Below are 24,865 nucleotides of genomic sequence, written 5' to 3' on the forward strand. Positions count from 1 at the left end.
AGCGAAGGCCAGATGAGCGACCATAAGGGTGCTCGCCTTGTCCTGGAAGCCTTGCCACCTGCCAAAACACTGATTGCTGACCGAGGCTATGACAGCAACGCGTTCCGGGAGGCCTTACAGGCAAAGGGCATCGAACCCTGCATTCCATCCAGCCGAAGCAGGAAGGTCCCGTATCCCTACAACAAGGGGCTATACAAGAAACGGCACAAGGTCGAGAATCTCTTCGCCAAACTCAAGGACTGGCGACGCATCGCAACCCGTTACGATCGGTGTGCCCATACCTTCTTTTCAGCCATATGCATCGCAGCAGCCGTCATCTTCTGGCTATGAGTTAACGAGTCCTGAGCCTAGCTCCAGATCCTGTGAAAGTCCGCTTCGATATCCCGCTTGGCCATCGGCGGCGCGACCGTTTACATGCATCTAACGGTGGAATATCTCTACGCTAGGTATGATTAGTAATCTTATTGTCATATGACGATAGTGAAAACCTGATACGCGTTGGCAGGCGCTCCAGCCAACTATCCTATTCCGTTAAGCAACACACGGGGGAAATTGATGATCGGCACACGATATCAGGTCAAGGCGGGCGATACGCTCTGGTCTATTGCCCACGAACATCTCGGCCATGGTGCGCAATGGCCGCGGATCTGGCGCTATAACAACCGCCGCGATGTCATTCGCGCCACCGGTCATGGAATTCCCGATCCGGATTTGATCCATACCGGCAGCACAATTCTGATCCCCGTTCTACCGGGTCAACGCGAGCGTGGCAGCAACGGCCACCACCATGCGCATCATACTTCGCAGCATCATAGTCCCTCGACGGCCGCCACCACGCAGGCGCCGCATTCTCCCTCCCCGCAGCCACTTCGCACCGGCAACCCGACTACGGAACTGAAGAAGGAATTGCCGCACATCTATTCGCCGATCTCGATCAAGTACCGCTTGAACGATCTGACGATGCCCGTCATCGAAACCCCGACGGCGACGATCGAATTCCGCATGACCGGCGATGTCGTCCTGATGACGGACAAGAGCTATCCCGCAACCTACGTGAGCAACGGCGGACGGCTGGAAACGCAGATCTCGCAGCAGGCCAATGTTGCCTTCGGCCAGCTCATCGGTGACACGCGCTTCATCTATGATTCGAAGAAAAAAGAGGTGACAGTGCGCTCCATGCTGGTCAGCCAGAGCACAACGCCGAACGCCGCGGCCACCGCCGTTGGCGTCGAGTTCAGCTCCAGCAGCCCTATCCCGAAGCTGCGCGCCGAAGTCCGCTTCCCCAAGCTGCAGGGCAGGATCGGCCCGTTCCACTATGTCGCTATGAGCGTGGCCTTCGTGATCCTGATCACGCCGAAGGCGCAAATTCCCCCGTCGGCGCCCTCGCCCCAGGCCGTGCGTGACGCGGTGCGTGTCCGCGAGCCGGACGAAGGGACAAACTGGAGCCGTGTCATCGGCACCGGCCTGGTCATCGGCGCCGGCGTCATCGTCGTCGGGACCCTGGTCGAGGATTTCTTCACCGCCGGCGCCGGCGTTGCCGATGATCCGGCCTCCTTTGCAGCCGCTGGCGCCTCGCTGACGCGCGGCCTTGCCATGCTTCGCGGCGCGGCCACCACCGCCCTGCCACGCGCAATGGTTCCTGCCGCCGTGCAAGTCGGTGCTCGGGTCGGGCTGGCGCATTGATCGTCTCACGGCGTCTTCTACTTGGCGCAGCAGTGGTTCTGGCCGGGAGCGGTTCCTACCTTCTCGGCCGGTCGACACCGAAAGAGGATACTATTGCCGACCCTGATGCCTATGCGGCCAAGCTTGGCCGGCAACAGGGCCTGACGATCGGCTTTGGCGATCCGTCGACCTTCTACGCTCCACCCTATCTGCCTGTTGATGCGCCTGTAGAGGGTGTCGTGCTGAGCCCGGCCGACCGCACCGCCGTGAAGGACTCGCTGCACGGCATCTCGAAAGCTTTCGAAGCCTATCCGGAACAATGTCTCGGCCGGATCATCAAGGCGATCTTCATCGCCGGCAAGATCTTGATCGACGGCGCCGAAGCGGGCGGCACCTATGGGCTCGACTGGATTTTCCTCGCCGCTCCCTCCAACGTATCGGCCGAGACGCGTCGGCTGACCGCGGAACTTGGCGTGCATCACGAAACGAGCTCCTTCATCTGGCTGCGCAACGACGCACTGCAACGCGCTTTCACGGCGCTCGAGCCGGCTGGATGGCAATTTCAGAACAGTGCGACCGATCAGATCGCTCGCAATGGCCAGACAGCACCGCCGGTGGAAACCGGTTTTCTCTCCGCCTATGGCGCAACGACTTCAGAGAATGATTTCAACACCTATGCGGAAATCGTGTTTTCCGATCCGGGACGCCTGATAAAGCTGGCCGAAAGTGTACCGCTCATTGCGAAAAAACTCGCACTGACACTCGATTCCTACATCGCCGTCGATGCGCGATTGCACGAAACTTTCGCTCGAAACGGTCTGTTGAAAGCAGCCGGGCGGTAAGCCAGCCAACCACCTCACTGCTATCGCGATGAAGAGCCGGTCGATGCCACGCCAGGATTGCAGCACTTGGTACGGCATCGACCTATTATCACTCCACCCGGAGATTGGATCGTCGTTTACTGTTGTGCAGGCGCGGCTTTCTGAATCTTGTCCTGGACTTTCTTAACGAGTGCGGGGTCCTTCTTTGCAGCCGTCAGAATTGCGTTGTATTCGTCGACAGACATCCCCGGAGAGGTCTGAACAGCTTGTACCATCTGCTTGCTTGCCTCGGTCTGCAGCTGTTGCTTCGCTGTCGGATCCTGTGTTGCGCCGATCTTGGTTGAATATTCCTGCCTGATCTTGTCCACTTGGAGATAAGCGACCGCAAAAGCCTCTATTTTTTGATCGCTGACTGTAGCAGCAGTAGCAGTGCTGTCGGGCTGCTGCGCTTGGGCAGGTTGCTGTTCTTGTGTTGCTTGCTGCGCGAATGCTTGATTGCTGAGAACCATCAAGCTCAAGACTGCAGCGGTCAACGATGCAGCGGGGATATGACGAATAATCATCTCAATTCCTCTTTAGTCGTGCGGGGGGAAACACCTCTTTGATGGCGTAGAGCGAAGGATGGCATATCGTATGATTTAGCCGCCGGTTAGGGTTGAGGAACGATCCGGCGGCAATGTGGCCCTCAAACGTTTTCTGTGAGGCAATAGCGCGGCGATCCCCTGACCATAGAGCGGCAGCTTTATGGCGATCACTGTCGGGGTTCAATCTTACGCCGAAATTGGGAAAGAACTCCGGATTGACCTCATGCTCGAACCGCTATTCCGCTGGTTTCCTACAGGCCATGACCCGGAATAAGTGGAAACTGCTCCGGCGGTTCAAACAATGTGCAGATTTATAAAATAGTATTGATACAACCTATACGATGATGCTATTGCCGCACGCACCTTCCCTATAGCAAACGATAACTTGTCAAGCACCAATCAAACGGCGATGAAGAACTACGCATCTCTCCTTCACTTCAAAAGCTACTTCATCGAGATTGTCTTACCGACCTGGATCTCATCCGCTTTCGACGATGTCACCGGCCAATTCATGGAAGGCTTACAGATCGATGGCTCCGCAGATCCAAGCGGCATCGTTCGCACGAGAACGGCGGCACGCGTCGTCTATGTCTTCGCACACGCCACTGCGCTCGGTGTTGCCCCGCAAGGATCGCTGCAGAAAGCCGAGCGAGCCTTTGCCAATCTCTCGGCAACTTCGCGCATTGGCACGCAAACACAAGGGTTTCCAAGGAGCATTAGTTACAGGACCGGCGCCGTTGTTGATTCCGAACGCGACCTCTATGATCATGCATGCGTCCTTCTAGCGCTAACCTGGCTCGCTCAGGCGACCGGCAAGGCAACGTACCGCAATCAGATCGACGATACGATCACGGCGATGGACGACATGTTGACGGCCCCGCACGGCGGCTGGGCGGAAGACAGCCTCGGCACCATCCCCCGTCGACAGAACCCCCATATGCACTGTTTCGAATCATTTCTCGCCTTGGCGGAAGCTTACGCCGCTCCCGCTCATATCGCCCGCGCCAGCGAACTTTATGGGCTATTCCGATCCCGCTTTTTCGACGAGGCCACCAACACACTTCGCGAGTATTTCGGGCCAGCGTGGGAGATCGGCGATATATACGGATCGGGACGAATAGAGCCGGGCCATATGGCCGAATGGGTTTGGCTGATTGGCCGCTATGTGAAGTGGTCAGGAAGGGACCTCAGCTCATTGACAGCCAAGATACTGGACAACACCCTCTCGGTTGGCAGGCAGGCAGGTACACCCTTTCTGATCGACGAAACCAGTGTTGACGGTATTCCAACAAAGCAAAGTCGTCGTCTGTGGCCACAAGCTGAGCTGATAAAGGCATATATAACGCAAGCACGGCTGACCGGGAATTCGGACTATCTTGAACATGCGGAGCAACTGACAGCAGCACTACTGGAAACGTATCTTGCACACACACCCAGGGGAACTTGGCGCGACTGCTTTGACCTTAACGGACGCTCGATCGCAACCTCTATACCTGCGAGCTCTCTTTATCACTTGTGGACAGTCGTCTGCGAACTGATCCAATTGGACCGAAGATAACCATCGAGATCCGTTTCAGCGCGAACCTCTTCCGAAGTTGGCAACGGCCGCCGATGCGTTAGAGTAGCGATGGATCCTGACAGCCATCCCGCCACACAAAGGCGCGATGGCTGTGATCCCCGTTTCTTTTCAGGGAAGATTGACGATTTCCACCCAGTTCGCGCCGGCGTCGACGGGATAGCGGTCGATCGGCGTGAGCGCGCCGTTCGCCTGGTCGATGGCATAGACGGCGATCTTGTCGGATTTCTCCCCGGTCGCGATCAGGAAGCGGCCCGACGGATCGATGCGGATGCCGCGCGGCTGTTTCTCGGTCGGATAATTGGTGACATAAGTGAGGTTTCCGCTCCCGTCCCCGACATGGAAGAGCGCGATCTTGCTGGTGGTTCGCTCGGTCGTATAGAGGAATTTGCCGTTCGGGGTGATACCGATATCGGCTGCCCAGACCTTCGGCTTGCCGTCATCAACGGGCGCAGCCGCCGGCGTCGTGACGCTGAACGGCGGCGGAGGCGGCGGGGCAATGCCCGGAGACAGGCCGGCATCATCCGGAACGGACGCGACGCTTTCGATTTCGGTAAGCGTCCCCTTTGCCGGATCGAGGCTGTAGTGGATGACGTGACCGGTCAGTTCGGTGACGACATAGACCGACTTGCCGCCTGGAGAGAAAATGATGTGACGAGGTCCGAAACCCGGCTTGGTCGCGATCTCAGGCGGATTGTTCGGCTCCAGCATGCCGGTCTCGGGATTGAGCAGGAACTGCAGCACGACATCGGAGCCGAGATTGGTCGCAAAGACATATTTGCCTGTGGGGTCGCTGACGATCGAATGAGCATTGCGGCCGGTCAGGATCATCTGGCGAGTGCCGTTCGTCACGCGGCCGTCCGGATCGATCGGCAGGACCGCGATCTTGTTTCCGCCGTAGGAAGAGGCAAAGAGCAGCCGCCCGGAGGGATCGGCCGATACATAGGGCATGCTGTCAGGCAGAGCCGCGACCGCCGCCTGCGTCAGATTGCCGGTTGTGGGATCGATCGCCAGCGTCAGCACCCGATAAGGCTGCGAGCGCACGACGGCGTAGAGATGTTTCTTGTCAGGGCCGACAGTCATCGGCATGACCATCTTGCCGGCATCGAAGGTCGCCACCGGTGTCAGGGTGCCGGCCTTTTCGTCCATGCTGTAGCTGTCGATCTTTCCGTCCGTCGCCGCGGAGACGTAGACGAATGTCTTGGCAAGCACGCCCTGTGTCGCCGAAAGCATTGCCGAGGCGCCTATGACCGCGGCAAAAATTCCAGATGATAGCCTAATCACGAATGTCCTCCTCCTGCAAAAGGTGATCGTCGGCATTGCCGACGATCACTTGCTCCCTTTGGCTACGCTTCACGCGGCCTTGGCTGTCTCGATGATCCTGGCGAGCGCCGCCAGCTCCTCCGGCGTCAGATCGGTTAGCGGTGGGCGCACCGGACCGGGATCCTTACCGAGAACATGCAAGCCGGCCTTGATGATAGAGACCGCATAGCCCTTCTTCCGATTGCGCAGGGCGACGAACGGGAAGAAGAAGCCCGCGAGGATTTCATCGACTGTTGCCTGATCTCCGCTCCGCAACGCGCTATAGAAACGCTGGGCAAGCGCGGGAATGAAATTGAAGACGGCGGAGGAATAGGTCGTCACGCCGGCGGCGAAATAGGCCTGGGCATAGACTTCGTGTGTCGGCATGCCGCCAACATAGACCAGGCGATCCTGGAGCTTAGTGGTGATCTCAATTACCTTGTCGACTTCACCGACGCCGTCCTTGTAGCCGATCAGATTCGGGCATTCGTTGGCGAGCCGCGCGATGCTGTCCGCGCTGAGCACCGCATTGTCGCGGTTGTAGACGATGACGCCGATGCCGACGGATTGGCAGACCGCCTTGACGTGCGCGATCAGGCCGGCCTGTTCCGCAAACATCAGGTAAGGCGGCAGAAGCAACAGACCATCGGCTCCCGCCTTCTCGGCGGCCTTGGCGATCTCGATGGCAAGCGACGTGCCGTAGCCCGTTCCCGAGATGATCGGCGTATTGCCTGCGGATGCCTTTGCGGCGCGAACGACCTGCGGGATTTCGGCAGGATTGAGGGAGAAGAACTCACCGGTTCCGCCGGCGGCAAAAAGGGCGGCGGCATCGTAGCCTGCCAGCCATTCGACATGGCGGCGGTATTTCGCCTCGTCGAATTTGAGGTCGCTGTCGAAATGCGTGACGGGAAAGGACAGCAGACCGCTGCCAACCGCCTTTTTCAGTTCAATCGGGTTCATCTTGGAATCCTGTTATCGATTGGTATGAGCAATGGGTCTCAGGCGCCTTCGAGCGACTGAACGAGGGCGGCGATGTAGCCGTAGCAGAAGGCGAAGGCGACGCCGGTCGGGTCCCTGCCGCTGATGGTCGGCACATGATCGGGCATCAGCATGTATTGATAGCCAACTTCTTTGTAGACCTTGGCGGAACGAACCATGTCCATGTCGCCCTCGTCAGGGAAGGTCTCCATGAAGGAGAGCTTTCCGCCGCGAATGTTGCGGAAATGGACGTTGAAGAGCTTACCACGCGTACCGAACCAGCGGATGATGTCGTCGATCTCCTCGCGCGGATTGTCGAGCATTTCGCCGACCGATCCCTGGCAGAAGTTCAGCCCGTGATAGGGGCTTTCACGCATCAGCACGAATTTCTTCAGGCCTTCGACTGAGCCGAGCACGCGCGTGACGCCACGATAGCCCGGCGGCGTATAGGGATCGTGCGGATGGCAGGCGAGACGGACGCGATTGCTCTCCGCCACGGGCACAACACGTTCCAGGAAATAGTCGATCCGCTCCCAGTTTTCGTCTTCCGACAAGACGCCGGCAAGGCCGGGGGCTGCCTGATGGTCCGCTCTATCCCATCGGAAGCTCGCATTCAGCGAACCGCCACGTCCCGGTTCTTCCGGCGTACGCGGGATACCGATGAGATTGAGATTGTATTTTGCCGCGGGAATGCCGGCCGCCGCCACATCTTCGATGAGCTTGCAGACCGCATCGATCTGGCGATCGCGATCCGGTCCGGCAAGCAGAATGTCAGGATAGGATGCCTTTTCGATCGGCTGAGACGGCAAGGGAAGCTGGATCATATCCAGAATCAGCCCGAAGCTTTCGACCTTGTCGCGAAGGCGCTCAATATCGGACAGCGTCCAGCTCTCCGGCTTTCCCGGCGGGTCCGCACATATATGCTTCAGCCCCAATTGCGCGAAAACGCGATAATCGTCGTCATCGCGCGCCTCGACCTGTGTTCCTACATACACCGAGCGTCTCTCCCATGAGGTTGGTCTATATCATATGACATAATATGAATTTTTCGAGGTGTCGAGAGCTATTGCCGCTTGGCGAGCATACGATGGCGCCACGGGCCTGCCGCCGCATGCACCCACATTGTCTGTCACGCATGTTCAGAGCCTTGACCTCCGATCACCAACGGGATTTTTAGCCGTTGCCCGGCATGGATTTTGCCGAGACCGGCGCAATCGCTGACATCGAAGGCCGCTTCATCTCCAGCCTTGTCCAAAAGCCAGCCGCCCGTCTGACACCCTTTACCGCCAAGCCATATGGCAGCTGATCGATTGCCCGTTACGCCAGTTTCAGGCGACTCGGGTCGCATGTCGCCATTTTTGACCCTCGTTCATTCGCATCAAGCCATCCGCATGGCCTTGCAAACGTCTTCGATCTTCGATAAATCATAATATGACATGCGCATAACATCATACGTATTATATACTATTCGAGGGAGGAAGCATAATGAAGCACTTTTCGAAGGCCATGTTTGTAGGCGCTGCAATCGGCATGCTGACACTGGCCGCGCCGCAGCTTCAGGCGGCTACGCCCAAAGATCAATTGGTGATCGGCACGTCGCTCGCGCAGGTGCTGTCCCTCGATCCGCAGCAGGCCACCGAACCCAAAGCACTCGAAATCCTTGCCAATCTCTATGATCGACTTGTCGCAACGACCGCGGATGGCAAGATCGTGCCGCAGCTGGCGGAAAGCTGGACGGATGACGGCAAGTCGCTGACGCTGAAATTGCGGGATGCCGCTTTCGCTTCCGGCAATCCGGTCACCGCCAACGACATCGTCTTCTCGCTGACCCGGCTGGTGAAGCTCAACCAGTCCGGTTCCTCCTATTTCAAGCGCATTGGTTATTCCATCGAAACGATCGCCAATCAGATCCATGCGGTCGACGCCAGGACGGTGCGTATCGACCTGACGGACAAGGTGACGGCTGAAGGATTGCTTTATCGGCTAGCACTCGGCGTTTCGAGCGTCGTCGACAGTGTCGAGGTACAGAAGCATATTGCGAACGACGATTCCGGAAACGCTTGGCTGCGTACCCATTCGGCAGGTTCCGGGCCGTTCACGCTGAACAAATGGACCCCGAACGAGATCGTCATTCTGGATGCCAACAAGACCTATGTCAGCGGCGCGCCGAAAATGCGGCGCGTCATCATCCGCCATGTGCCGGAAAGCCAGGTCGAGCGGTTGATGCTGGACCGTGGCGATATCGATATCGGCAATGCACTGTCCAAATCCGATCTCGAGACCTTCGAAACCAAGAGCAATTTCGTCATCCAGCGCGTACCGACGGGTGGCTTCTATGTGCTGGCGATGAATGCGGGCAACCAATATCTCGCCAACCCCAAGGTTCGCGAAGCCATTGCCTATGGCATCGACTATAAGGGCATCGAGAAGACCATCATGGGTCCTTACGGCCGGGCACGAAACATCCCCGTTCCGGAAAATTTCGAATATGCACTGCCGAATCCGGACTGGCACCTCGATGTCGCCAAGGCAAAGCAATTGCTTGCGGAAGCAGGCTTCAAGGACGGCTTTTCGCTGACGCTCAAGACGATCTCGCAGACGCCACGCATCGATCTGGCAACCGCCATCCAGGCCTCCCTCGGCCAGATCGGTATCAAGGTCGAGATACAGCAGGGCAATGGCTCCGAAATTATTGCCGCTCACCGCGCCCGCAACTTCGACCTGCTGCTGCCGCAGACGAGCGCGCTGATGCCGAACGTTCTCGGCTCCATGGATGATTTCGCCAACAATCCCGACAACCGGCTCGAGGCCAATAATGCCGGCAATTTTGCCTGGCGTTCAGCCTGGGATATCCCCGGACTGACGGCGCTTGCGGAAAAGACCTCCGTGGAGCCCGATGCCAAGAAGCGGGCCGAACTCTATACCCAGATGCAGCAAATGTTCGTCGACCTGAAGCCGGCGCTCCTGCCGCTTTTCGAACGGTTCGAACCCCTTGTTCTCTCTGCCAGGGTCAAAGGCTATCTCGGACATCCCAACCAGATGACCCGCCTTGAAAACGTGACCAAGGCTGACGCCGAATAAGCAATCGAAGGCAGCCGATCATGAAGGAACTATCCGTAGCCGAATTCGGCCGACGCATCGCGCATCTGATCGTCAGCCTGTTCATCCTCCTGTTGGTCACCTTCGTGATCGGCCGCGTCCTGCCGGCCGACCCGGTGGGGGCGATCGTCGGCGAGCTGGCCGATCCCGCCGCCTATGCGGCGATGCGCCAGCGGCTCGGACTGGATCTCCCCGTCTACGAGCAATTCTTCATCTACCTGAAGGGTCTCGCCCATGGTGATTTCGGCACGGCGATCCTGACGGGAAATCCCGTCTCCGCCGATCTTGCCCAGGCCTTTCCCGCGACATTCGAGCTTGCAACGCTTGCCGTCATCATCTCGACCTTCGTCGGCGTGCCGCTCGGTCTGGTGGCGGCGCTGTTCCGCGACCGGCTGATCGACAAGATCGCGCGTGTCGTCTCTCTCGTCGGCCATTCCATTCCGGTCTTCTGGTTCGGGATTGTTGGGCTTGTCGTCTTCTATGCAGGCCTGAACTGGGTCGGCGGCCCTGGCCGGGTCGATGTCTATTACGAGGGCATCGTCACGCCGCAAACCGGCTTGCTGCTGGTGGATAGCCTCCTGCAGTGCGAGACGGATATTTTCTGGAATGCACTCAGCCACATCATCCTGCCTGCCTTCATTCTCGCCTATGCGGCAGTCGCCTATATCACCCGCATGACCCGCAGCTTCACTTTGGAGCAGCTCAGCCAGGATTATGTGATTGCCGCCCGCGCCAAGGGCGTCGGTCCGGCGCGAACGATCATTGGCCATGTTCTCCCGAACATCGCCGTGCAGCTCATCACCATTCTCGCCATCTCCTATGGCGGGCTGCTCGAGGGCGCGGTGGTGACGGAAATCGTCTTCTCCTGGCCGGGGATCGGCCAATACATGACGAACGCCCTGATGATCGGCGACATGAATGCCATCCTTGCGGCGACGATCATTGTCGGATTCTTCTTCATGCTTTTGAATTTCCTAGCAGATATCGCCTATGCGGTCTTCGATCCGCGCACCAGGGAGGCTGTCCGATGAGCGACGCGATCCATGCGGACGTAACCGTCCGTCCGCCGAACATCATGAGCCGCATGATGGGCTCGCTGAAAAGCGCTGGCGGCAAGCTTGCCCAGGAACCACTTGGCCTTGCCGGCTTCATCATCCTCGCCCTGCTATGCCTGATCGCGATTTTCGCGCCGCTGCTGGCGCCCTATGATCCGAATGTGCAGGTGCTTTCGGATGCGTTGAAGCCGCCAAGCCTTGCGCATCTGGCCGGAACAGACGAGTTCGGCCGCGACATCCTCAGCCGCCTGATCTTCGGCACGCGCATCACCATCCAGACGGTATTGTCGATTTCGGTGATCGTCGGCCCGATCGGTCTTCTGATCGGCGTGGTTGCCGGCTTCTTCGGCGGCCGTATCGATGCGCTCCTGATGCGCGCCACCGATATCGTGCTCTCCTTTCCGTCGCTGATCCTGGCGCTGGCCTTTGCCGCGGCACTCGGCGCCGGCCTGACGACTGCCATCATCGCCATCTCGCTGACGGCCTGGCCGCCGATTGCAAGACTGGCACGCGCCGAGGCGCTCGTCGTCAGGAACACCGATTATGTCGCTGCTGCGAGGCTCTATGGCGCCTCCAGGCTGCGTATCCTGTTCTTCTACATCGCGCCGATGTGCGTCCCCTCGGTCATCGTGCGCCTGACGCTCAACATGGCAGGCATCATCCTGACAGCGGCGTCCCTCGGCTTCCTCGGGCTAGGCGCCCAGCCGCCCGCCCCGGAATGGGGTGCGATGATTTCCAACGGACGCAAATACATGCTCGATTTCTGGTGGGTCGCCGTCATGCCCGGCATCGCGATCCTTCTGGCAAGTCTGGCCTTCAACATCGTCGGCGACACACTGCGCGATATTCTGGATCCCCGCCATGCAAGATCGTGATCCCCATCCCATCCTCTCCGTCCAGGGTCTGAACGTCCGGTTCGGTCGCAACTCCCTGGCGGCGGTCTCCGATGTCAGCTTCGATGTGGGACGCGAGCGCGTTGGGATCGTCGGCGAATCCGGCTCCGGCAAATCGACGACCGGGCGTGCGGTCATGCGCCTGCTGCCACCAAGCGCAAGCATCACGGCCAAAGGCATGACGCTCGACGGCATCTCCCTGCTCGACAGGTCGGAGCGCCAGATGGGCGCCCTGCGCGGCAAGGATATCGCTTTGATCATGCAGGACCCGCGCTATTCCCTCAATCCGGTGCTGACGGTCGGCAAGCAGATCGCCGAGGCGGCGCGGCTGCATCTGCGCCTGCGCGGAGGCAAAGCGCGTGATGCGGCGCGGGCCATGCTTGAGCGCGTCCGCATCAGCGATCCGGACCGCGTGATGGCGCTTTACCCGCATCAGATCTCGGGCGGCATGGGGCAGCGCGTCATGATCGCGATGATGCTCCTGGCAAAACCGAAGCTTGTCATAGCCGACGAGCCGACGTCCGCACTCGATGTCAGCGTGCGCAAGGACGTGCTCACCCTGCTCGATGAGCTGGTGCGTGAGAATAATTCCGGGCTGCTGCTCATCAGCCACGATATCCGCATGGTCGCGGCCTTCTGCGAGCGCATCATCGTCATGTATTCCGGCCGCATCGTGGAGACGCTGACCCGTCTCGAAGATGCGCAGCATCCCTATACGCGCGGGCTGATGTCCGCATTGCCGGACCCGCACAGGCCGGTGCGGCGGCTAGCGGTGCTCGACAGGGCAAAGCTTGATCTGGAGACCAGCCGATGATTAGCGTTCGCGATCTTGATGTCGTCTTTACATCCGGCAAGACAAAGAATCATGTCGTCAGAGGGGTAAGCTTCGATGTCGGCAAAGGAGAGACGCTCGGCATTGTCGGCGAGTCCGGATGCGGCAAGTCGACCGTGCTGCGCTGCCTCGCCGGCATGGAAAAGGGATGGTCCGGCGACATCGGCCTCGCCGGCAAGGCTGTCGGCAAGACCCGCACGCGGGATGAACTGCGGCATGCGCAGATGGTGTTTCAGGACCCCTATGGCTCGCTGCATCCCCGCCATCGTATCGGCACGGCGCTTGCCGAACCACTGCGTGCCATGGGGCATGACGATGTCTGGGTTAAGGTCGAAAAAGCATTGCGCCAGGTCGGGCTGCCGACAGCCTTCGCCAACCGCTATCCACACGAGCTTTCCGGTGGACAGCGCCAGCGTGTCGCCATCGCCCGCGCGCTGATCCTCTCGCCGCCCATCCTGTTGCTCGACGAGCCGACCTCGGCGCTCGACGTGTCGATCCAGGCGGAAATCCTCAATCTTCTCGCCGACCAACGCGAGGAGCGCTCCCTGACCTATGTCCTTGTCAGCCACGACCTGGCCGTCATCGCCCATATGTGCGATCGGGTGCTGATCATGAAGGGTGGCACCTTCGTCGATGCACTGACCAAGGCGGACTTGCAGGCCGGCACGACGCACGACGCCTATACACGCGAATTGTTCGAAGCGAGTTTCCTTTGAGGCGGACATGGCCGATATTTGATCGCTCCAGTCATTGCGCAAAATCGACACCGGGAGCCGGTCGCAGTGCGATCCCCGTCAGGATCATGATTGCGATTTTCCTGGACGCGTTGATGTATGGCCACTCACCCAGTTTCTATATACTCCATGACACTAGTGGCCTTGCATTCATCATATGATCCTGCAGTCGAAGGCAGATGACGCACAAGTTTCTTACTCTCCTCCTGATCGGTCTTGCGCTTTCCGCATGCGAGCAACGCGGCACCGAGGCTGTGGATTGCCCATCGCAAGGGCCTAACCTGGAAGCCCAGGGTCCCAATGGGGTGTATGAGTTCCGCGAGGACTGTGAACCCAATGCCCTGACCTGTATCGATCCTAACAAGAAGGCGCGAACGGGTGACGGCACCGTCATCTGCAGGCTTCGGAAGCAATAGAGGTTATCTGCAAGTCTACCGAATTCTTGCAAAAGAAATCAGTCCCTTTTCGCTTTTGCAGCAAGTCCGATAGCGGGCCTTTGCCTGCTATTCCCCGTGTTCAGCGCAAGACTGTGATTGGTGTGATTTGCACCACCTCACAACGCTATCGGATCAATATTACGCCAATCGTTCGCACCGCATGGCGATCGCAATAAACCGGCGCCTGTGATGAAGCCAAATGCCCCATTTGAGCACACGAACGGGTCTCACGTGCCGGGAATTGGCTCCCAGGCCGAATTACCGGTCTTGGAGAATTGGGGGATGTGGGCGAGGCTCTGAATGAGGTCGCAATCGGATCCCAGCGTCTCCTTCCAATCGCCAGCCTCAGTCAGGATAACGCCAATGCCGACGACCTCGGCACCGGCCTTGCGCACCAGTTCCAGCGAGCCCTTGAGGCTAGACCCGGAGGCGACCACGTCGTCGACGACAAGCACGCGCTTCCCCTTGAGAAGAGGTATCGCCGCGCGGTCCAGCAGCAGGCGCTGCTCGCCCTTGGAGGTGATGGACGAGATGCGTTGTTCCAGCGCATTTGCCAAATGGATCTTCGGCGACTTCTGCAAGACGACATAATTGTCGAGGCCGAGCGCACGCGTTACTTCAATGGCGACGGGAATACCAAGTGTCGCCGTGCCGACCACAATGTCGGGCTTGAGCGATACGAATTTGGCCGCAAGCTTGACGCCGACATGCTCGCCGAATTTCACGCCGAGATCGATGACCATCATGAGGGAAATGGCAAAATCCGGCTTGATCGCTACGATTGGCAGATCAACGGCATAGCCGGCAACATCGACCTTCCAGTTCTGTCCGGTTCTCGGGTCCATGGTCTCAGAGGTCATTGGTCTTATCCTTCATGCTAAGGCGTTGCTCGACCATCAAGCCGACTTCTCGCCAGGTTGTTCGCTTGTGTTTCAGATCATACCCGTAAAGGGTGAGGGAAAACGAGATGGCATGCGCCATGCGGATCGCCTGGACGAGCAGCGGAATGCCGCGTGCCAGCGCGAAGCGCAATTTCGTCGGCAGGCTGACATCGTCGATCTCCATGCCGCGAGAACGCTGAGCATCTGCAATGCGCTCGAAATCGTCGCGCAGCATGGGAATGACGCCGAAGGTCAGCGACAGGACGAGCGTGGCAATGGACGGCAGCCGCGCAGCGCTTGCCGCCGCCAATATTTCGCCCGGCGAGCTTGTCTCCATGACGAAATAGAAGGCGGCTGTCGTCGTCACCAGCCTGGCGGCCATCGCCGCCGCGACCGACAAGGCCTCGGGTGTCGAAAGACCCTGTAGCCAGAGATTTATCATCCAGCTCACCATGACCATGCCTGTCAGCAGCGTGGCGCCGTTGACGTAGCCACGGAGACCGGGGACCTTCAAGCCCCATAGAAGGGCCAGGCAGATCAAAGCAAGGGGTACGCCGAACCGCCACTCCGGGGCAAACCAGGCGGCCAGCATGATGATGAAGGCAATTCCCAGCTTGATAAAGAAATTGAGCTCATGAAGCCGCGTCATGCCATGCTCCATGCTGTCATATCGTAAGGCGCTTGCCAGCCGAGGGAACGGAAGGGGCCGCTTTGCCAGCCGTCTTCGGGCACTCCCTCGAACGCGATCGTGCCATTGTCGAGGATCATCAGGCGGGTGGCCAGATCGTCGACCAGTTCCAGATCATGCGAGATCAGCATGACCGCCCGCCCCGAAGACTGCATTGACGAGATGAAAAGTTCCAGCATTTGCCGGCCTTTGATGTCTCTGCTCAATAACGGCTCATCGATGATGGCAACAAGCGCGCCGGTCGCATCGGCGCAAGCAAGGCCCAGCAATGCCTGCTGGCGGGCCGAAAGAGCAAACGGATTGGCTTCCGCCAGCTCGGAGAGCGCGTAACGTTCCAGCGCCGCCGTGGCGCGCGCAATGACGGCCGGATCGTTCGACGACGCACTCGATGCCGTAATCGCAAAGATCACCTCACCGAGTACTGTCATGTTGAACAGAATATGGCGCATGTTTTGGGGAATATAGGCGATCTTGCGCGCCCGCGCTGCGACAGACCAGTCGTCGGCCTTTGTCCCGTCGAGGAGAATGGAACCCGAAGTGGTTTTCACCAGCCCGAGGATCGATTTGAACAGCGTCGTCTTGCCAGCGCCGTTGCGGCCGATGAGCGCCAACACCTCTCCAGCCCGGACATCGAAGCTGACGTCCTTCAGCACCGGGTTTCCGCGCGAGCGGGAAAGCTGGCTTGCCAATCCCGAAACAGTCAGTAGCGGACGGCCCGGCTCGTCGGTCTGCCGCGCGGACCGGGAACGCATCGGCGGCAGAATGCCGGCCTCGATCCAGGCGGCATCCTCTCTAAGTACGGTCTCCACCGGCATGCTTGCAGAAACGCCGCCGCGACGCAGCAAAGCGATGCTGTCTATCACGGTGCATAGTGCCAAAGGGTCCTGCTCCGAGATCAGCAATGTCGGAGTGCTGTCCAGCACTTTCTGCAGGATGTTGGAGAGCCGCACGCGCGCGGCCGGATCAAGCCCGGTCGTTGGTTCGTCCAGCACAAGGATCGATGGGCTCGAGACGATTGCCGCAGCAATGGTGACCATTCGCCGTTCACCCCCCGAAAGGGTCAGAACCCGACGGCCGCTCAAGGCCTGCAATTCGAACTCGGTCATCAGTTCGGCGAGCCGATCCCGGATCGTGTTTCGCTCGACGCCCTTGTTTTCCAGCGGAAAGGCGATGACATCCTCGACGCAGATATCCCAAAGCTGGTCTTCGCTATTTTGCGACACGAAGCCGATCGCGCCGAACAGCTCTTTCTTTGTGAAGGAAAGCAACGGACGGCCATCAAGCTCCACCTGCCCGGAGAATTCGGCAACTGGAATAAGGCGGGGGATCAGGCCAGCGGCAACGCCGAGCAATGTCGACTTGCCGCTGCCGGCTTCACCACAGACGAGAAGTCGTTGCCCCTCGTCGAGCATACAATTGGTTTCGGCAAGCACCGGTGCGGCACCGCCGAAACCAATCGTCAGATTGGCAATATTGAGCACTTGTTGATCCAGATTCGGTTCAGAAGCGCTTGAAACCGGTGGGATGAGCACTCTTCAGAATTTTCAGGGCCGGGATGATCAGAAGCGGCGTGCCGACGACCATGGGCACGATGTCGGACAGGCCGAGATAACCAAAACCCCACCAGAACGGGAAAATGCCGAGATAGGCAAGGCTTGCAGACACCGCCGCCACCATAACCAGTCCGACGACGAGGCAGACGACGGCAATCTTGATCAGCGTGCTGCGATCGAAGGCCGTCTTGGCCGGATCGAAAAGGAGCCCGGGCACAAGGCCGGTCAAGCCAACCATGATGCCATCGACGAGAAGCGAATGCGCAGGTATGAAGGTGCCGGCCAGAAGCGACCAGACGATGGTGCCGAGATAGCCGCAAATGAAGCCGCTGCGCCAGCCGAGAAGAATGCCGATCACCGATGGCAGGAAGGCGAAAATGCGCCACTGAATGACGCCGGGAACGAGCTGGATCGGATTGGCATAGGCCCAAAGCACGCCAGTCGCAGCCGCTGCCACGATCGAGAGAACGATGGGAAAGAGTGTATTGCCGTCTGTTTGTGATACGGTCGCTGGTTGCATGATCTTGGTCCCTTTAAAAAGTAATTTCCAGAAATTCTCGGAAAACCCATTGGTACGGCTCCCCGCGATCATTCAGGCGCAGTTCGCGCTCTTTTATTGACGCATCCCGTCACTCAAATCCCGCACTCCGTCCAACCACGAACGGAGGCCAGGACATCACACTCTATCGACCCTCGGGGTCCCTTACAGGTCATCGCTCTGGCCCCTAAAACTCACAGGGGACGATGGAAATAAGGCAGCGTAACGCGCAGATTGGAATTGCAAATAGGAATGAATTGCCCGCTCACGAAAGTTCTCTCCAAAACTCAAATGACGTACAGGAAATTCAAATCACAAAACCACTCATGATTGCATATGAAATCTGATGTAACACACGCAATATCGGCAGGCCAATCCAATCATTCGCACGGCGCCCAATGGTTGTGGCAAAGATAGCTCAGCAAGTCGCTGGTGCCATGCTTATATCCGCGCGACGTCTTTCTGGGCCACGGAACGTCTCCGCCGGATCTGCCCGATAGGCTTGTTGACCAAAGCACGGTCTTTCGTCCAAGCATCCTTTTCGGTCGCGGCATCCGGCGTCGCCACTCCATCGACAATATCAAACTGGGGAATATGGCCCAGACTGGTCACCAGCTTGGCGTCCTCTCCGAGCAGGTCCCGCCAAGAATGACCTTCGGTCAGAATGGCGCCCGCCCCAATTATGTTTGCGCCGGCACGACGCACAAGCCTGATTGCCGCCGCCATGCTGGAACCGGTAGCGATGACATCATCGACAACGAGAACACGTCTGCCTTGAAGCAGCTTTATCGAACGGCGATCCAGCAGAAGACGCTGTGGTACTGCGGTCGTGATGGAGCGAACATCCTCAACCAAGGCGTCCGCAAGGTGAAATTTGGGTGATTTCTGCAAGATTACATATCGATCGATGCCAAGGCGCCGCGAGACCTCGATCGCGACAGGGACGCCCAAGGTGGCGCTTCCAACGACGATGTCGGGCCGCAACTGCGCAAAATGACGGGTAAGAGCGTCGCCGACGAGATCTCCGAACCGGACACCCATGTCGATTACCATCAGCAATGCGATTGCCCGCCGATCGCTCAGCTGGACGATCGGCAGGCTGAAATTCTCGCCGGCAATCTGTACCTGATGGGTTTGCGGGGTCTCCAGATACATACTTGCGGCCTTCTTGGCACCATTGATTGCATTCAAATTATTGTCTTAATAGACACTAGGTCACACAATTTTTACAACCAACAAAATTCGTCCGGTGTGTTTCCTTTTCTTCAACGAGGTATACCTCCCGAATGAGCAGACTCATGTTTTCTCGCTTCGCGCACTACCTCGACGAGATCGCCAACCATGGCTCGATCAGAAAAGCCGCGGAAAAGCTGAATGTGTCGGCTTCGGCGATCAACAAGCAGCTCATCAGCGCCGAGGAGGAATTCGGTGTTGCCCTGTTCGAGCGGCTGCCGCGCGGCATGCGGCTGACATCGGCGGGCGAACTGCTCGTCAACGGCTACAGGGAATGGAATAAAGACCTTTCCCGCATCAAATCCGAGATCGAAGAACTGAAGGGACTGCGCCGCGGCGAGGTGAAAATAGCCGCCGCCCAAGAAACCGTGCCCGATTTTCTGCCCGCAGTGATTGCGCGGTTCACGAAGGATCATCCTCGTATCCGCAATGCGATCGCAGTGGAGGATTCCGATCGCGTCCGGCAGCTGGTCAGGGACGGAGGCGCAGACTTCGGACTGACCTTCAGCCCCCTACCCTTACCGGGGGTCATTGTTACGCGCTCCGCCGACTTTCATCTCATCGCCATGCTGCCCGCAGATCCCGGCGTAGAGCAACCGGACAGCATCTCCATAGGCGAATTCTTCAAGAAGCCGACGATCGTTCCCGACACCAGCAGTCATCTACGGGATGTCGTCGACATTGCCGCGGCGCGCGTCGACATCCGTTTTCAGCCTGTCTTGACGACCAACAGCTTGTCGCTCATGCGTTCCATGGTCCGCGAGGGCTGCGGTTACGGGGTTACGGCGATCGCTTCCGGCATGACGCTCCCGCATGAGGACGGATTACACTATTCTCGCATAGCCGACAGCGGCTTGCCGCCAATGGTACTTTCCCTGATCGTTGATCCCAGGCGCAGCCTCTCGATGACATCCATCATCGCCCGCAGGTACTTTGAGGAACATCTCGATGAGATCGCAGTTCGAGCCGGAAAAGCACCCCCGCATTCATTGGAGTAGTCAGTCTTCTATCCGGGCAAGCCGCCCGCTGCACGACGACCGCATCTATCATGGCACTACCTCGTCTCCGTCAGGATTTATCAATCAAAGGTAGCAGACATCGCGCTTTCCACGGCAACCCGAGATGTCAGCGCTCGTGTCCTTTTTCGTAAGCGACATGCCGTGGCGCCGGCGCTCGGCATTATCCATGCGTTGCGAAAGTACTCCGGAGGCCGCGGAAACAAGCATCGCTGCGTATTCGGACAGAGGTTGTCAAGGACACCCTGCCGTTGAAGAAAAGGCAACACACCGAACGAATTTTGATGCTTGCAAAAGTTGCACAAGCTCACGCCTATAGGGGACAATATCTTCTAATGCTAATTCTCGAGGTAGCAAGGGAATGGCGAATGATTATACCCCATACGAGTCCTATAGAAGAGCACGAACGGGACTCCGCCTTGTTCCCGCGCCAGAGCCGCGCCTCATCGAACGGCAAACGGAAGACATTCCCCTGCCTGAGGCCAAGTCATATCTTTTAAGCACAACCGACGGATCGATCCGGTCGGTGATGCTTCCCGCCGGCAATCGGATCGAGCACATCCACAAGTTGGTCGGCTCTAGCGAGGTCAATGTCGTCCGCATCGAGGACTCTCATCTTCTCTATGCCGACAATAACAGTCTTACCGACGGGCTTTCCAGCGTAGCGGATTTGAAGGGCCACCCCGCGCCGCTGGCCGGCAATCTCTTGATCCTTGGCAAGGATGAAAGCGGCAAGACCGCAAGCGTCCGAGCAAGCATCGACGATGTCGCTTCCTGGTTTACGATCATTCGCCCGGTTTTCCTGCCCGTTTTCGAGACCCTGTGCGAATCTCAAATTCTCAGCACGCGCGTCATCCGCCTGGATGTTCGCATTGAACGGTCGATCCCGAATGTCATCGACTAGGGCCTGAGAAGATTTGCTGTCTCACGCTACGATTCGGCTCATAGGACAGCGCCCTCCCGGAGAAGGTAAGGCTGTCAGAAATCCTCCCATACCGGACTTGCCGCTGGTGAAGTCTTTCCAAAAGCGGAGCGCAACTTCTCGCCCAACGCTCTCTGACCGGAAAGCTCCGCGCCCCTGTTGGGAGTTGCAGATGTCTTCACGGGTGTTGCAGCTTTCTCTCGGGGAGAAGCCGCCAGCTGCACCACCTTTCCTGCCGTATGATCCAATTTGAACTGAGCAAGACGTGCGGACAACGATGAGACTTCACTTGCCAGCGTATGGGTCGCGGCATTGGATTCCTCGACCATCGCGGCATTTTTCTGCGTTGCCTGGTCCATCTGATTGACGGCGGTGTTGATCTCCTGAAGCCCGGTCGATTGCTCTCTTGCCGATTGCACGATCGCCTGCACATTGCTGTCGATCGATTGCACCTCCTGAACGATCGCACGAAGCGCCTCTCCTGTCTGACCGACGAGATTGACGCCTCTTTTGACCTGATCGCCCGACGAATGGATCAAGGCCTTGATTTCCTTTGCTGCCGTGGCGGAACGCTGCGCCAGCTCGCGGACTTCCTGGGCAACGACCGCAAAGCCCTTGCCCGCCTCGCCCGCGCGCGCGGCCTCGACGCCGGCATTCAGCGCCAAGAGATTGGTCTGGAAAGCAATGTCGTCGATGACGCCAATGATATTGGAAATGGACTGGGAAGACTGCTCAATGCCATTCATGGCCTCGACCGCGCTATGAACGATCTGACCCGACCTCTCGGCGCTATCCTTGGTACGACCGACCAGTGCGGCGACCTCTTCGGCACGCGTGGTGGAATCCTTGATGGAAGTCGTGATCTGTTCAAGCGCTGCGGCGGTCTCCTCGACGGAAGCTGCCTGCTGCTCAGTTCGCCTGGCCAGATCATCCGCACCCGTGCGAATTTCCTCCGATCCGCACTGAATCACCGACGCGTTTTCGGAGAAGGAGATCATGGCCGCCTGCAGTTTCTCGACCGAGGCATTGAAATTGCCACGAATTTCATCGAGGGCCGAGGTGAAGGGCTGATTGAGCCGCGCGGTCATGTTTCCGTCGGAAAGCTGCTCAAGCCCGGCGGCCAGCTCGCCAACAGCGAATTTCACTTCCGCTTCCTGGGCGTCGCTGATGCGGACACGCTCCGCCTGCTCGGCCTCTTGTGCGGCGCGGCTGGTTTCGGCCTCTGTTTCGAGCCGAACCTTTTCGCGATTATTTTCCAGCAAGATGTGCAATGAGCGGGAAAGGTCGCCGATTTCGTCGCGGGCCGCGCGATCCCTGAGCGTGACGTTCAGATCACCGTTGGCAATCTGGTCGGTTTCAGCGATGACATTCTCGATGCGGCGAATGAAGCGCCGCGCGATCAGCCAGCCGGCAAGACCGAGGAGAACAGTGGCGATCGAGGTCACTGCTATTGCGTTTCTGACCACACTGTTGACCTGCGCAAAAAGCGTGGCTTTCGGTACGGCAACGATCGCGTACCACGATATGGCATCGGTCAGCTTTACGGGCTCAGCAACAGCAAAATAGGCAGTGCCGTCAGCGCTGGTGATTTCGCGCTCCTTACCGGGATTGGCGATCAGTTGGTCCCAGCCGGCCGTCTCGGCGCCGCCATCTTTTATGTTCTTTCCGATCAGCGCCGCGTCGGGGTGGCTGATCATGCCGCCCCCAGCAGTAACCAGGCTCATGAAGCCGGTCCCCATTGGGTGTATGGCGGAAATCGCCTTCTGGGCATCGTCGAGGGCCATGTCCAGGCCGGCCACGCCCACAGGCTTTCCGCCGATCATGATCGGTTGGGCAATGGAGGTCATCAGCACCTGCTTGCCGTCGATCGCATAGGAATATGGCTCGATGACAACGGTCTTTTGCTGGGTGAAGGGTAGCTGATAATAGTCGCCAGCACCCGATACCGTGTAGTCCGCGAGAGGAACATGGGTGATCTGGCCGCCGCTACGAACCCAGTAGGGAATATAGCGGCCGGTGGCATCATGGCCTTCCTTGCCGACGAAATCCCTGTCCTTTCCATCGAAGGCATTCGGCTCCCAGCCCGTCCAGACACCAAGGGCCATCGGATTGTTCACGAGCATATTTTTCAGGATTGCGTCTGCGGTTGCCCGGTTCGCATCGCCGGCGTCCTTCATGGTTGCAAGGACGGTCTCCAGCGAATTGACGACGGCAATCGCCGTGCCAAGGGCCTTTTCCGATCCGGCTGCGGTCGTGCTCGCGATCTGGCGCATCTGGTCGAGGCTCGATTGGCGAACGGTCGTGTAGGCTGAATCAAACAGGATGGCGGACGCGGCCACCGTTGCGATGACGCCGCACGCGGCGACTGAGAAAATATTGCGGCTAGTTGCGGATTTCAAAATCATATCACCACCTTGTTGGGTGGCGTTGCGATCGCGCGGCGCGCCCCCCGCGTGCCTCTGACAGAAATAATATTCCGCAAGCGGCGAACAACGATCCAGGCCGCTTGTATCAGGATGATGCTAGATATTCTTGATTAAAATTCGGTATCCGCAGGTATAGATGTCGCCGCCAAAACCAGTATGACTTTTAATCATCAATAAAGCTCCGGAAGCATTTCTCGGAATTTAACGATTTTGACGGAATGAATGCCGCGGAATGGATATCGCAGCGCAAAATTAGAGATATCTATTATATTTCATTTGCCTGATACGATCACCCATCGGTGTGAAGGCGTACCGAACGGCTTCAGGATTTCAGCGCATGCCGGACCCTCAGGATCGCGAGGGCAACCGTTCCGATCACCACGGGAATGGAGATCAGCATGTAGATTGGATCGATATGAATGCCGGCATGATCCGCCGTCTCGATCGCGACCTTGATCAGGCTCAGGAGATAGTAGCTGATCGCGATGATCGACAGCCCCTCCACCGCACGCTGGATCTTGACCTGGGTTTCGGCGCGTTCGGCCATGGCCTGGATCTGAATCGCGTTCTGAACCTCGATCTCCACTTGGATACGGGTCTGGAGCAAGTCGATCAAATGCATGGTCGCATGCGACAATTGCTCAAGTCGCAGCGCAGTCGCCTCACAACTTCTGATCGCGGGCTTGAAACGGCGCGCGACGAACACGCCAAACCTCTGAAAACCCGCGACATGGGTTTCGCGCAACTCGGCTATGCGCTCCTCGACGATCTTGGCATATGCGGCCGTTGCGCCAAAGCGGTTGCGCGTCTGCGCCGCCGCGGAGATCACCTCTGCGGAAAGCTGAGAAATTTCACCGAGCAGTCGCTTATGGTCTTCCGCGGAAGTCGACACGTGGCGATTGGTCAACTCGACAAGCTTTCGGTCGTAGCCACCAAGAACAGGACCAAGCCGCCGCGCCTCCGGGAAGCCCAAAAGCGCCATGACGCGATAGGTCTCGATTTCATATATTCTGCGCACCATGCGGCCGAGCCGATAGGCGTTGAGGTCATGATTGAAGAGGATCGTCCGGCTGGTACCCCTCTCTCCGACGCGAAAGTCCGAACAAACGAGTGCCGCTCCGCCGCCAATGGTGGACGCCGCCGTATCGCCGAATTGGAACGTCGAAAGGAGAGGTCCGAGTTCGCTCGGCGCCGATCCGCAAATGAGAATTTCCAGTCGGCAGATGAATGACCAGTCGGCCAGACCGGCGAGCCGTGCCGCGTCATCGATCTCCAGGGAGCCCGAAGGCCAGATCGGGGGATCGGCCTCAAGAGGCGTAACCCGGGTGACGGTGACGAACTCGGTGTGAAATTCGATCTGTGTTCGAGGACCTTCGATTGCATCCTCGGCAACGACGACGCGGTGGCTCAGGTCTGAGATCGACGGTGACGTGCCCGACAGAGCTATATGCTCGACGAGCGCCGGACCCGAAAAGTAGATCGATGGTCGTGCGTGAAGTTCCGAATTGAAATCGACTGCCACCGTTTTCGCTCCCCCAAGCAAATGCCTGCCTTAATCGTATGCCGGCCATTGCGGCAATCGGCAATGCTTCGGTCCCTGCGACAGAGTGTCCCGAGGTTTTGAAGAGCCGCCTT

General features: G+C 58.5%; 23 protein-coding genes. 12 read left to right on the forward strand and 11 right to left on the reverse strand.

What is annotated here, in order from left to right; genetic code table 11:
* The 3 genes from GA0061100_RS19210 to GA0061100_RS19220 all read left to right on the forward strand — a co-directional run.
* The coding region (locus GA0061100_RS19210) for an IS5 family transposase (protein WP_143525468.1) at positions 1–330 on the forward strand (330 nt) is incomplete at its 5' end.
* Positions 331–555: 225 nt separating this feature from the next.
* The gene (locus tag GA0061100_RS19215) at positions 556–1,683 is read left to right on the forward strand and encodes a LysM peptidoglycan-binding domain-containing protein (RefSeq protein WP_075854343.1); all 1,128 of its coding nucleotides are present in this window, start codon (positions 556–558) and stop codon (positions 1,681–1,683) included.
* On the forward strand, positions 1,680–2,504 hold the full coding sequence (locus tag GA0061100_RS19220; RefSeq protein ID WP_143525469.1) for a hypothetical protein: 825 nt from the start codon (positions 1,680–1,682) through the stop codon (positions 2,502–2,504). Before GA0061100_RS19215 ends, GA0061100_RS19220 begins: the two co-directional genes overlap by 4 nt.
* Before the next feature lie 116 nt (positions 2,505–2,620).
* Here the strand turns inward: GA0061100_RS19220 and GA0061100_RS19225 are convergent, their stop codons facing one another.
* Entirely contained in the window at positions 2,621–3,046 is a 426-nt protein-coding gene (locus GA0061100_RS19225) for a DUF4168 domain-containing protein (protein WP_075854345.1), read from the reverse strand.
* A 406-nt stretch (positions 3,047–3,452) separates the two neighbouring features.
* On the opposite strand from GA0061100_RS19225, the gene GA0061100_RS19230 reads away from it, so the two are divergent.
* Positions 3,453–4,625 (forward strand): AGE family epimerase/isomerase, encoded by a 1,173-nt coding sequence (locus GA0061100_RS19230; protein ID WP_244557886.1) that lies wholly within the window; start codon positions 3,453–3,455, stop codon positions 4,623–4,625.
* Between the two features lie 129 nt (positions 4,626–4,754).
* Here the strand turns inward: GA0061100_RS19230 and GA0061100_RS19235 are convergent, their stop codons facing one another.
* The 3 genes from GA0061100_RS19235 to GA0061100_RS19245 all read right to left on the reverse strand — a co-directional run bounded on the left by GA0061100_RS19235 (position 4,755) and on the right by GA0061100_RS19245 (position 7,918).
* Complete coding sequence (locus tag GA0061100_RS19235; protein ID WP_244557887.1) at positions 4,755–5,876, reverse strand: lactonase family protein; 1,122 nt, start codon at positions 5,874–5,876, stop codon at positions 4,755–4,757.
* Between the two features lie 120 nt (positions 5,877–5,996).
* A complete protein-coding gene (kdgD, locus tag GA0061100_RS19240) occupies positions 5,997–6,905 on the reverse strand; it encodes a 5-dehydro-4-deoxyglucarate dehydratase (protein WP_075854348.1) in 909 nt (302 codons plus the stop codon).
* 38 nt (positions 6,906–6,943) lie between these two features.
* Complete coding sequence (locus tag GA0061100_RS19245) at positions 6,944–7,918, reverse strand: mannonate dehydratase (RefSeq protein WP_075854349.1); 975 nt, start codon at positions 7,916–7,918, stop codon at positions 6,944–6,946.
* 185 nt (positions 7,919–8,103) lie between these two features.
* Between GA0061100_RS19245 and GA0061100_RS35410 the strand changes: the two genes are divergently transcribed.
* The 6 genes from GA0061100_RS35410 to GA0061100_RS19270 all read left to right on the forward strand — a co-directional run bounded on the left by GA0061100_RS35410 (position 8,104) and on the right by GA0061100_RS19270 (position 13,518).
* Positions 8,104–8,229, forward strand: a complete 126-nt coding sequence (locus GA0061100_RS35410; protein ID WP_280173840.1) for a hypothetical protein — start codon at positions 8,104–8,106, stop codon at positions 8,227–8,229.
* 179 nt (positions 8,230–8,408) lie between these two features.
* Positions 8,409–10,004, forward strand: a complete 1,596-nt coding sequence (locus GA0061100_RS19250) for an ABC transporter substrate-binding protein (protein WP_075854350.1) — start codon at positions 8,409–8,411, stop codon at positions 10,002–10,004.
* A gap of 20 nt (positions 10,005–10,024) precedes the next feature.
* Positions 10,025–11,053 carry an ABC transporter permease gene (locus GA0061100_RS19255; RefSeq protein WP_075854351.1) on the forward strand — a complete coding sequence of 343 codons (1,029 nt, stop codon included), beginning with the start codon at positions 10,025–10,027 and terminating at the stop codon, positions 11,051–11,053.
* Positions 11,050–11,952, forward strand: a complete 903-nt coding sequence (locus tag GA0061100_RS19260; RefSeq protein WP_075854352.1) for an ABC transporter permease — start codon at positions 11,050–11,052, stop codon at positions 11,950–11,952. Before GA0061100_RS19255 ends, GA0061100_RS19260 begins: the two co-directional genes overlap by 4 nt.
* Positions 11,939–12,784, forward strand: coding sequence for an ABC transporter ATP-binding protein (locus GA0061100_RS19265; protein ID WP_075854353.1), 846 nt, complete (start codon positions 11,939–11,941; stop codon positions 12,782–12,784). Before GA0061100_RS19260 ends, GA0061100_RS19265 begins: the two co-directional genes overlap by 14 nt.
* Positions 12,781–13,518 (forward strand): ABC transporter ATP-binding protein, encoded by a 738-nt coding sequence (locus tag GA0061100_RS19270; RefSeq protein ID WP_075854354.1) that lies wholly within the window; start codon positions 12,781–12,783, stop codon positions 13,516–13,518. The genes GA0061100_RS19265 and GA0061100_RS19270 overlap by 4 nt, the downstream gene beginning before the upstream one ends.
* Positions 13,519–14,200: 682 nt before the next feature.
* On the opposite strand, the gene GA0061100_RS19280 is transcribed toward GA0061100_RS19270, so the two are convergent.
* The 5 genes from GA0061100_RS19280 to GA0061100_RS19300 all read right to left on the reverse strand — a co-directional run bounded on the left by GA0061100_RS19280 (position 14,201) and on the right by GA0061100_RS19300 (position 18,788).
* Positions 14,201–14,833, reverse strand: coding sequence for a phosphoribosyltransferase family protein (locus GA0061100_RS19280; protein WP_075854356.1), 633 nt, complete (start codon positions 14,831–14,833; stop codon positions 14,201–14,203).
* A complete protein-coding gene (locus tag GA0061100_RS19285; RefSeq protein ID WP_075854357.1) occupies positions 14,823–15,503 on the reverse strand; it encodes an energy-coupling factor transporter transmembrane component T family protein in 681 nt (226 codons plus the stop codon). The genes GA0061100_RS19280 and GA0061100_RS19285 overlap by 11 nt, the downstream gene beginning before the upstream one ends.
* Positions 15,500–17,023, reverse strand: coding sequence for an ABC transporter ATP-binding protein (locus GA0061100_RS19290; protein WP_075854358.1), 1,524 nt, complete (start codon positions 17,021–17,023; stop codon positions 15,500–15,502). The genes GA0061100_RS19285 and GA0061100_RS19290 overlap by 4 nt, the downstream gene beginning before the upstream one ends.
* 19 nt (positions 17,024–17,042) lie before the next feature.
* A complete protein-coding gene (locus GA0061100_RS19295) occupies positions 17,043–17,615 on the reverse strand; it encodes an aminotriazole resistance protein (protein ID WP_075854359.1) in 573 nt (190 codons plus the stop codon).
* A gap of 459 nt (positions 17,616–18,074) precedes the next feature.
* Positions 18,075–18,788, reverse strand: coding sequence for a phosphoribosyltransferase family protein (locus tag GA0061100_RS19300; protein ID WP_075854360.1), 714 nt, complete (start codon positions 18,786–18,788; stop codon positions 18,075–18,077).
* Between the two features lie 143 nt (positions 18,789–18,931).
* Between GA0061100_RS19300 and GA0061100_RS19305 the strand changes: the two genes are divergently transcribed.
* Together GA0061100_RS19305 and GA0061100_RS19310 are read left to right on the forward strand one after the other, a co-directional pair.
* The gene (locus tag GA0061100_RS19305) at positions 18,932–19,864 is read left to right on the forward strand and encodes a LysR family transcriptional regulator (RefSeq protein WP_244557888.1); all 933 of its coding nucleotides are present in this window, start codon (positions 18,932–18,934) and stop codon (positions 19,862–19,864) included.
* A 547-nt stretch (positions 19,865–20,411) separates the two neighbouring features.
* Positions 20,412–20,786, forward strand: coding sequence for a hypothetical protein (locus tag GA0061100_RS19310; RefSeq protein WP_208621564.1), 375 nt, complete (start codon positions 20,412–20,414; stop codon positions 20,784–20,786).
* Positions 20,787–20,860: 74 nt separating this feature from the next.
* Here the strand turns inward: GA0061100_RS19310 and GA0061100_RS19315 are convergent, their stop codons facing one another.
* Positions 20,861–23,209 (reverse strand): methyl-accepting chemotaxis protein, encoded by a 2,349-nt coding sequence (locus GA0061100_RS19315; protein WP_075854362.1) that lies wholly within the window; start codon positions 23,207–23,209, stop codon positions 20,861–20,863.
* 343 nt (positions 23,210–23,552) lie between these two features.
* Positions 23,553–24,752 carry a DUF3422 domain-containing protein gene (locus GA0061100_RS19320; RefSeq protein WP_143525470.1) on the reverse strand — a complete coding sequence of 400 codons (1,200 nt, stop codon included), beginning with the start codon at positions 24,750–24,752 and terminating at the stop codon, positions 23,553–23,555.
* Between the last annotated feature and the right edge of the window lie 113 nt (positions 24,753–24,865).

This window comes from Martinezella hainanensis (assembly GCF_900094555.1).
Lineage (GTDB): Bacteria > Pseudomonadota > Alphaproteobacteria > Rhizobiales > Rhizobiaceae > Rhizobium > Rhizobium hainanense.

Bases quoted from the DNA above. Each gene is read 5' to 3' on its own strand.
- GA0061100_RS19215 (WP_075854343.1), top strand. From the start codon at position 556: ATGATCGGCACACGATATCAGGTCAAGGCGGGCGATACGCTCTGGTCT.
- GA0061100_RS19225 (WP_075854345.1), bottom strand. From the start codon at position 3,046: ATGATTATTCGTCATATCCCCGCTGCATCGTTGACCGCTGCAGTCTTG.
- GA0061100_RS19235 (WP_244557887.1), bottom strand. From the start codon at position 5,876: ATGCTTTCGGCGACACAGGGCGTGCTTGCCAAGACATTCGTCTACGTC.
- kdgD (WP_075854348.1), bottom strand. From the start codon at position 6,905: ATGAACCCGATTGAACTGAAAAAGGCGGTTGGCAGCGGTCTGCTGTCC.
- GA0061100_RS19250 (WP_075854350.1), top strand. From the start codon at position 8,409: ATGAAGCACTTTTCGAAGGCCATGTTTGTAGGCGCTGCAATCGGCATG.
- GA0061100_RS19255 (WP_075854351.1), top strand. From the start codon at position 10,025: ATGAAGGAACTATCCGTAGCCGAATTCGGCCGACGCATCGCGCATCTG.
- GA0061100_RS19260 (WP_075854352.1), top strand. From the start codon at position 11,050: ATGAGCGACGCGATCCATGCGGACGTAACCGTCCGTCCGCCGAACATC.
- GA0061100_RS19265 (WP_075854353.1), top strand. From the start codon at position 11,939: ATGCAAGATCGTGATCCCCATCCCATCCTCTCCGTCCAGGGTCTGAAC.
- GA0061100_RS19270 (WP_075854354.1), top strand. From the start codon at position 12,781: ATGATTAGCGTTCGCGATCTTGATGTCGTCTTTACATCCGGCAAGACA.
- GA0061100_RS19280 (WP_075854356.1), bottom strand. From the start codon at position 14,833: ATGACCTCTGAGACCATGGACCCGAGAACCGGACAGAACTGGAAGGTC.
- GA0061100_RS19285 (WP_075854357.1), bottom strand. From the start codon at position 15,503: ATGACGCGGCTTCATGAGCTCAATTTCTTTATCAAGCTGGGAATTGCC.
- GA0061100_RS19295 (WP_075854359.1), bottom strand. From the start codon at position 17,615: ATGCAACCAGCGACCGTATCACAAACAGACGGCAATACACTCTTTCCC.
- GA0061100_RS19300 (WP_075854360.1), bottom strand. From the start codon at position 18,788: ATGTATCTGGAGACCCCGCAAACCCATCAGGTACAGATTGCCGGCGAG.
- GA0061100_RS19305 (WP_244557888.1), top strand. From the start codon at position 18,932: ATGTTTTCTCGCTTCGCGCACTACCTCGACGAGATCGCCAACCATGGC.
- GA0061100_RS19310 (WP_208621564.1), top strand. From the start codon at position 20,412: ATGCTTCCCGCCGGCAATCGGATCGAGCACATCCACAAGTTGGTCGGC.
- GA0061100_RS19315 (WP_075854362.1), bottom strand. From the start codon at position 23,209: ATGATTTTGAAATCCGCAACTAGCCGCAATATTTTCTCAGTCGCCGCG.